This is a genomic window from Sporomusa sp., assembly GCF_035561255.1.
In the GTDB taxonomy this organism is placed as follows: Bacteria; Bacillota; Negativicutes; order Sporomusales; family Sporomusaceae; genus Sporomusa.
In genome coordinates this window covers 1-4,810 of the sequence record NZ_DATMXX010000171.1, presented here as the reverse complement: position 1 = coordinate 4,810, position 4,810 = coordinate 1, and the positions used below count along the sequence as shown (strand labels likewise).

5 protein-coding genes are annotated in these 4,810 nt (G+C 44.9%); 4 read left to right on the top strand and 1 reads right to left on the bottom strand.

Translation table 11 applies throughout. The annotated features are described in order from the left end of the window. The 3 genes from VN379_RS09795 to VN379_RS09785 form a co-directional block, all read left to right on the top strand. A partial coding sequence (locus VN379_RS09795; protein ID WP_325533266.1) for an ABC transporter substrate-binding protein occupies window positions 1–1,160 on the top strand: 1,160 nt, incomplete at its 5' end. A 19-nt stretch (window positions 1,161–1,179) separates the two neighbouring features. After that, window positions 1,180–2,958 (top strand): sensor histidine kinase, encoded by a 1,779-nt coding sequence (locus tag VN379_RS09790; protein ID WP_325533264.1) that lies wholly within the window; start codon window positions 1,180–1,182, stop codon window positions 2,956–2,958. A 3-nt stretch (window positions 2,959–2,961) separates the two neighbouring features. After that, window positions 2,962–3,330 carry a VOC family protein gene (locus tag VN379_RS09785; protein ID WP_325533262.1) on the top strand — a complete coding sequence of 123 codons (369 nt, stop codon included), beginning with the start codon at window positions 2,962–2,964 and terminating at the stop codon, window positions 3,328–3,330. Between the two features lie 40 nt (window positions 3,331–3,370). Here the strand turns inward: VN379_RS09785 and VN379_RS09780 are convergent, their stop codons facing one another. Beyond that, on the bottom strand, window positions 3,371–3,592 hold the full coding sequence (locus VN379_RS09780; RefSeq protein WP_325533260.1) for a hypothetical protein: 222 nt from the start codon (window positions 3,590–3,592) through the stop codon (window positions 3,371–3,373). A gap of 144 nt (window positions 3,593–3,736) precedes the next feature. Here VN379_RS09780 and VN379_RS09775 point away from each other — a divergent pair, with 144 nt between their 5' ends. Then, on the top strand, window positions 3,737–4,606 hold the full coding sequence (locus VN379_RS09775) for a DUF2156 domain-containing protein (protein WP_325533258.1): 870 nt from the start codon (window positions 3,737–3,739) through the stop codon (window positions 4,604–4,606). Window positions 4,607–4,810: the final 204 nt, after the last annotated feature.

Sequence of the window (4,810 nt, the reverse complement as noted above, 5' to 3'; positions counted from 1 at the left end):
CAATAATAATTGTCGGATGGAGGGATATTGTGCCAACTGCTAAACGGTGTCAAGTGGTTGTCTGGGCGGTATTCCTGGCAATGATCCTATTTGTTTCAGGCTGCGGCGGACGTCAGCCGGTTAAAATTGGTTTTGTTGCCGGTTTGACCGGACGGCAGTCTGACATTGGGGTTGCCGGACGTAATGGGGTAATTCTGGCAGTTGAAGAAATAAATAAGAATGGCGGCATTGCCGGGCGGCCGGTTGAGCTTGTCGTTAAAGATGACAAAAATGACCCTGATGTTGTCCGGCTTGTTGATGAAGAATTTATCCATGCTGGTATAGGTACAATTATCGGTCATATGACAAGTGTTGCGGCTGTAGCTTCACTGCCGGTAATCGCCGGTGGCAAGGTGCTTATTGTAAGCCCGACTGCGACGGCTGATATCTTAAGTGGCCGCGATGATTTAATGATCACAGTAATGCCGCCACTTGGATTTTCTGCACGAGCGCAAGCAACCTATGCGGTTGATACATTGGGCCTAAAAAAAATGATTGTTATTTATGATAGATCCAATGCTGATTTTTCTCAGGCATGGGAGCAGGCTTTTACCGCTAAATACGAGGAGCTCGGCGGTAAGATTGTTACAAAAATTTCGTTTATTTCAGGTAAGAGTGTAAACTATGAGAGTCTGGCAAATGATGTGGCAGGCTATTCACCTGCAGGTGTACTTATTATCGCCGGAGCCGTAGATGCTGCTGTTCTTAGTCAGTGGCTCAGAAAGAATCAGCTTACGGCACCGATATTCTCTAGCAGCTGGGCCATGACGGACGATTTTATTCAGCACGGTGGTCTTGCGGCCGAAGGGGTTATTTTTAGTAGTCCGTTTGTTCCCGATGCCCAAGGTCTGTCTTATAGTAAATTTACCCGCAATTATCAGGAACGGTTTGGTAATCGGCCGAATTATGCGGCCGCCTATGGTTACGAGGCCGCACAAATTTTGTTGGCAGGCGTTAAAAAAGCAGGCAACACCGAGGCGCAGCCTGTCAAGGCTGCGATTATTGCTCAAAGGCAGTTTCCGGGATTGTGGAACAGTATTACTATCAACGCTACCGGTGATACCACCCGCCTTGCCCGGCTAATTGTTGTTAAAGACGGGCAGTTTGTCCCGTTGGATTAATAAAGTGAGCAGATGACATATGAACAAGATTGCAGGCAGCTTAAAAAGGGTGATGACCTTTGATTTTATCGTCGCGGTCGCATTGCCAATCCTTGTCATTAGTGTGATTACTGTTACATTGTTGTCGCGCAGTATGGGTGAGCAGGTCATCAAATATAATACTCAAATGGCGAGTGACCTGGTGACAGGTACTCAGGATTTCCTGGTGGCGGCTGACTCTGTCATTAAACAGGCTGCCATCACGCTGGATACAGGCGGTTTTAACAACAGCCAAATCCAGAATTATCTTGATACGCTTATAGCTAGTCATACATTTTTGGATGCAGTACATATTATTGATAACAACGGGAATTCGACTTTCGCCTCGCCTCATCATCCCAGCTATTCAACACTCGATTTGTCAAGGCAGCCATTTTTCCGGATGACTAAGCAAACAGCCCAGGTGCATTGGTCAACCACCTTTATCTCTCAGCACACTGGTCAACCTACTTTGACAATTACAAGACCAACTAAAAACGGGATGATCGTTGGCTATGTGAATTTAAGTAAACTAAATGAGCTAACGGCGAAAGGTGATATCAATCAGCATAGCTGGGTAGCTATTCTAGATACTGAAGGCACGTTTATTGGCCACTCCGACCGGGGGCAGGTTTATCAGCGAAATCATATTGGTGACCGGGGATTTATTAAAACAGCACTAACAGGTAAGTCCGGTACTGTGAGTGTTAAGCAGGGGCAAGACGATTATCTCATAACTGTAGACATAGTTAAGCCGACAGGCTGGCCGGTCCTTGTGGCCCAACGGACCGATGTTGCTTTTGCCCCGGTGTATAATACCCGGAATATATTTATCATTGGCTCAATATTGGCCTTAGGGCTCGCAGTTTTTATGGCTATGCGCAATCTCAAGAAAATCTTTGCGCCGCTTGGCGCGCTTACCCGCAAAACGCAGCAAGTGGCTTTAGGCAATTATAATCTACCGCTGGAGCATTACGAATACATTGAGATTAATACAATTTCAGAGCACTTTCAGTCGATGGCTGAAGCTGTGCGTCTGCGTGAGAATGAGTTGCGCCGCAAGCAGGGACAATTAGCTAAATATATGCGGATACTGGAGCGTAGCAACCGGGAGCTTGATCAATTTGCCTATGTGGTTTCCCATGATCTCAAGGCACCGCTTCGCGCCATTGCCAATTTATCACAGTGGCTGGAGGAAGATTTAGGGGGCAATCTCGAGGCTGAAACCAAACATAAGATGGAGCTCTTGCGAGGGCGGGTCCACAGGATGGAAAACCTGATTGAAGGGATATTGGAATATTCGCGAATCGGCCGGATTAAAGCAGCTACTGAACCTGTTAAGATCAGCGAGTTAATTGCTGAAGTGACTGAAGATCTGGAACCTCCTGACGGGTTTCACCTTTTGGTTGGAGCAGATATGCCGGAGATTAATACCGACCGGGTTAGGCTTAAGCAGATATTTGCCAATCTTATCGGTAACGCCATGAAACATAACACCAGGCCAGATGGGCAGGTAGTGATAACGGTAACAGATTCAGGGGAATTACTCGAATTCAGTGTGTCTGATAACGGGCCGGGAATTGCACCTGATTATCATCACAAGATTTTTGAAATGTTTCAAACCCTGCAGCCGCGTGATACCCTGGAAAGCACCGGAGTCGGTCTGGCGCTTGTCAAAAAGATCGTCGAAGGTCAGGGTGGATCGGTTAGGGTTATATCATCTGAAGCGCAGGGTGCTAATTTTATCTTTACCTGGCCTAAGGTTTTGAAGGAGGAATAAAGCATGTTTGAAGTTGCCCATGTGGGTGTGGTCGTTGCAGATGCGGACAAATCCCTGGCTTTCTATACTAAAGTTCTAGATTGCCAAGTGGAAGATATGTACCAGGATGAACGTATTCGCCTGATATTTATTAGGTCAGGTCAGCTAACAATTGAACTTATCCAGTATACTGCAGACCCTGCCCCAACTCGTAATGCTGGCCGGGTTGACCATATTGCTTTTTTCGTAAATGACCTCACTGCCGAGATTGAAAAACTCCGGCAACACAATATTATATTGCTGTTTGATCAGCCAAGGGTAGTAGGGAATAAAAAGATTATGTTTTTTGTCGGTCCAGATGGTGAGCGTTTGGAATTTGTGGAGAAAATATAGCGAAAAATAAAGAAGGCGGTTTATACTAACTTTGCCGGTATCAGCCCAGGCCGATACCAGGTGGGTGCTTGGGTGCATTCTCAGCCAGCGGACATTTTTCCAGGGGGCATTCCTCATTGAAATCGCACTCAGTTTCTTCGATATGATAGTGGGGCACAGCTTCACCAGGGATGCGGGTTTCCTGGTATACGGCAATAATGCTGTGGCGCCTTTTAAGATACGGGCAATCACCATATAATATTACAGGGGCACGTTTGGGCATATTGTTACCTCCGAATGTGTATTGCGTGTTCGTAATGCCGGGAATATAATAGAGAGTACTATACTAAATGCTTGAGCTGGCAACATGGTCAGTTAGTATTGATAATAATTAGGGGGTCTTAGTATCAATTTCCAGGAAATTACCTTGGCACAAAAACCCTTATTTGATAAGTGCTTTAGTCAGCGGCGCTATGAAAATTCTCATCTGAATTTCACCAACTTATTTATGTGGCGCAACATATATTCTATAAAGTGGGCAGAGCAGAACGGTTGCCTGCTGATTAAAGCCGGCGAAGATGGTCAGGAGTTTATGCTTCAGCCATTTGGTCCTGATGAGGCGGTAGAGTCGTTGCTGGAAGAAATAACTACTCTCTTTGCCGCACGAAACAAACCTTTTGTCCTTAAGGGTGTAGAAAAATTCATGGTTGATATTATTGAAAAATTACAGCCTGGCCGGTTTAATTTTGCCGGTGAACGTGATAATTATGATTATGTTTATAATAGCAAGGATTTAGTTGAATTAAAAGGCCGTAAATTTCACAGCAAGAAAAATCATATTAACAGTTTCCTTCGTACCTACAGCAATTATCAATATCAGCCGCTAACCCCTGAGTGGGTTCCGCACTGTATTGAAAACCAACTGGAGTGGTGCAGAAAAAAAGGCTGTGATGACGATCCGACTTTACGGGGAGAAAGAGATGCTATTATTGAGGTTCTTACCCATTGGACAGAACTTAAGCTGACTGGCGGCCTGATTACTATTGGCGGCAAAGTAGAGGGATTTACCTTCGGCGAGCAAGTAAATGCCAATATGGCGGTCATTCATGTGGAAAAAGCAAACCCTGATATTCGCGGGGTATATCCGGTCATCAATCAGAAGTTTTGTGAAACTGCCTGGCAGCACCTTGAATACATCAATAGGGAAGAGGACATGGGAATAGAGGGCTTGCGTAAAGCTAAAGAGTCGTATTATCCGGTAAAAATGATCGAAAAATATATTGTTACTATCAAATAGTAAACCAACTAACGGGCAAACTATCCAGGACGAGGACTAAAAGACCTGTAGCGAAAGCTACAGGTCCAAAAATTTTCCCGCCAACACACTATACTTTTCGTGGTGTTATGGTATAATTTTTAAAGGATTTTTTGTTGCTTTATAAAATTGTTTGTGTTTAAATAGCGAAAAAGAGTATGGTCGCTGCGGTGCTTTTGGTTGTAG